The 3,021-nt window shown below is 43.3% G+C and carries 3 protein-coding genes and 1 pseudogene; 1 reads left to right on the forward strand and 3 read right to left on the reverse strand.

The annotated features are described in order from the left end of the window. From tcdA to ACP45E_RS15425, 3 genes are all read right to left on the reverse strand, one after another. The coding region (gene tcdA, locus ACP45E_RS15415) for a tRNA cyclic N6-threonylcarbamoyladenosine(37) synthase TcdA (RefSeq protein WP_069585207.1) at positions 1-743 on the reverse strand (743 nt) is incomplete at its 3' end. A 92-nt stretch (positions 744-835) separates the two neighbouring features. Then, positions 836-1,948, reverse strand: a complete 1,113-nt coding sequence (gene mltA / locus ACP45E_RS15420) for a murein transglycosylase A (RefSeq protein ID WP_198927734.1) — start codon at positions 1,946-1,948, stop codon at positions 836-838. Between the two features lie 151 nt (positions 1,949-2,099). Continuing rightward, positions 2,100-2,510, reverse strand: a complete 411-nt coding sequence (locus ACP45E_RS15425; protein WP_017038015.1) for a DUF2850 domain-containing protein — start codon at positions 2,508-2,510, stop codon at positions 2,100-2,102. A 214-nt stretch (positions 2,511-2,724) separates the two neighbouring features. Here ACP45E_RS15425 and ACP45E_RS15430 point away from each other — a divergent pair. Continuing rightward, positions 2,725-3,021: pseudogene (locus tag ACP45E_RS15430) on the forward strand (amino-acid N-acetyltransferase); the annotation flags it as partial.

The following is a 3,021-nucleotide window of genomic DNA, read 5'->3' on the forward strand; positions in this document are numbered from 1 at the left end:
GTCACCACGGTCGCTGCGCCGAAACCGGTCGCACAATCCATACGTTTTGGCCCTTCCGCTGTCGATTTAGCCGCACACACTGAACCGTCCGCTTGTGGGTACTTCAATTGTTCCGTAGAAAAGACACACTCAATACCAAACTTACGCTGGGGATTCTTAGGAAAGTTATGCAAACGTCGTAGGGTGTCTTTTAATTTCTTCGCCAACGGATCTTGAATGGTTTTCGTGAGATCCGCAACTTTGATTTGAGTTGGATCCATTTGACCACCCGCACCACCAATCGTAATCACTTTAATTTTATTACTTCGGCAATACGACAATAAAGACGCCTTCGCTTTTAAACTGTCAATGGCATCTAGGACATAATCGTAGTCTTTCGTTAAATATTCATGCTGATTATCAGGGCCAATAAAGTCGTCAATAAGATTAACCTTACATTCAGGGTTAATCAGTTTGACCCGCTCTGCCATGACTTCAATCTTGCTTTGTCCCACAGTGCCATTTAACGCATGTATTTGACGATTGATATTGGTTACGCAAACATCATCCATATCAATGAGGGTGAGCTCTCCAATACCAGTACGAACCAGCGCTTCCACTGCCCATGAACCGACACCACCAATACCAATGACACACACATGAGAAGCACGAAGAATCTCAACCTCACTATGACCGTATAAGCGGCGAGTCCCGCCAAAACGCTGATCGTAATTTTCCGAAGCTGGTGTGTTGAGTTCACGCATATCAAACATCCACATTAACGAGGTGACAAAAAGAAAGAGTGCGATTTATACGCACTCTATTTTAAAATGTCTAGCGGTTTTCGACAGTGTCGCTATTCCATTTTTTCTGGTGGCATCGCCCAAGGAGCTTGTGTTGCCGTGCCTTCTAAGCCCAATTTCCAAACGCGACCAAAGTGCTTGTAATGCCCAGCTTCCGTCCCTGCGCGAGGGCCCATGCCGTGATACAGATCAAGATGATTTTCTTTTACCGCTCCACCAGTATCAAGCACTAACAGAAGTCTTAGCTGGTGCGCACCGCTCCAGGTACCATCGGCATTGAGCAAAGGGACCTCAGCTAGAATCGGCGTCCCCATAGGAAAAATAGAACGATCACCCGCGACAGACGCCATTGCTTGCAAAGGAATACCGGCCGACCCCGTTACAGGGGCTGCGTCTCTTGGCTCAAAAAACACGAACGATGGGTTTTGCTCCAGTAATTCTTGAACACGTTGGTCGTCATTGGCAAGTACCCAATCTTTAATCGCTTTTAACGACATTTTTTCGCGCGCAACTTCGCCTTGCTCGATTAAAATCCGACCAATACTGACATAAGCACGATTGTTTTTCCCAGCATAAGCAAAGTACTCCAGCGTATCGTCATCCTCAAAATGCACAAAGCCACTGCCTTGAACTTCCATAATAAATGGATCGATACGATTTGATGCATAACCCAGCTCAAGCCCTAGCCCTTCGAGCGCTCCGTTATATATTTGTGCTCGTGTTGGGCACTCACTCTCACACTCTGGTAACGCGTAAACCGGATACTTGAACCGGTCATCGGCTTCATGCCTTAACTCCATAACCGGTGAAAAGTACCCGGTGAATAAAACATTGCCTTTATCATCACCGCCACCGAGTTGCGCCAACTCAACACCAAAACTGGCCAATGCACTAGGGTCGCCACTTTGTAAAGCCCATTCGTTGAGTTTTTCATAGAGAGGTTCAAAGGTCTGTGCCATTGAGGGGGAATTATCGATCACCGCTTGCGCCTGCTTGGCAAATTTTGTGAAATCACGTGGCGTATTGGATTCAATAAAGTCCACTTGGTTTAATGTGGAAGAAAATTCGGTACCAGAATACTGCTGAGCAAGATCGGTGTTTTGCGCACAGCCAAAAAGTAGTGTCATGGCTGTTAAAGGGAGCATTTTTTTGAACACAGGGATAATTCCTTAATTTCAGTATCAAGAGAATGACAAACTCTTAATAAGAACTCAATTACCTAATCGTAATAGAAAATAAATACTGATCAAGATCGTAATGATTCTCGTCAGTAGCGCATTTTAGAATGAGATTAACGTCAATTTTCAGCTTGGGCTATCAGCGAACTCGGTCACTGTATTTCTCAACCAAGTAATAAGTGGGATTGTAGTGATTATCAGATATTTGAATCATCTTCGTATTAAGTTCATCGAGCATCCGATATTGATACAAAGTCTCTCCGACTAGATATTCGAGTGTGGATCCATCAAACTCATACCGTGTCGCCACAATTCTTCCAGCCACCGAAACACCATCAGGACCGATGTGGACATTGTTTGTCGCGTAGTCCGCGACATGTTGCTCAACCCACACGCCGTGTATGGATTGTTGATCAACTAAAGAAAGACGCACCTGCTTAAATAAACTGGAATAAGTAAGCACTGCCACCATAGACACAAGAAGTAATACTGAAAAAACAATGAGCTCTTTCTTTTTTTTGACTGTTTTTGTTATTTTTTGTGGAGCCATCTTTTTAAACTTGACCTATTCACTTAGCTTAACTTTAACCATTATATACTGCTCGTACCACATCTAACTTCACCTGATGGCAATAAAGCCCGTTCGCAGCTTCAGTCATCTACAAACCCTCTATTGTTTGTTTACAGTACAAGTACAAAAACCTTGTTAACCAATGAATAAAAAGGCAGTATAATCACATATTAATTCAATAGAGACTAATGAATTGAAAATTCGTAGCACAGCCTTAGTTAAAGGATTTAGACAATCAGCCCCTTACGTCAATGCTCACCGTGGTAAAACCATGGTCATCATGCTGGGAGGAGAAGCTGTCGCTGACAAAAATTTCACTAATATTATTAGTGATTTATCATTACTTCATAGTCTGGGTGTTAGAATTGTGTTAGTTCACGGTGCCCGCCCACAAATCAACCAAATTCTCACTTCAAATAATATAGAAACCCCTTATCACAAGGGAATTAGAGTGACCGATGAAAAAGCACTCAGCTTTGTCATGCAAGCG

It is taken from the genome of Vibrio genomosp. F10 str. 9ZD137 (assembly GCF_049974785.1).
Classification (GTDB): domain Bacteria; phylum Pseudomonadota; class Gammaproteobacteria; order Enterobacterales; family Vibrionaceae; genus Vibrio.

Bases quoted from the DNA above. Each gene is read 5' to 3' on its own strand.
- ACP45E_RS15425 (WP_017038015.1), bottom strand. From the start codon at position 2,510: ATGGCTCCACAAAAAATAACAAAAACAGTCAAAAAAAAGAAAGAGCTC.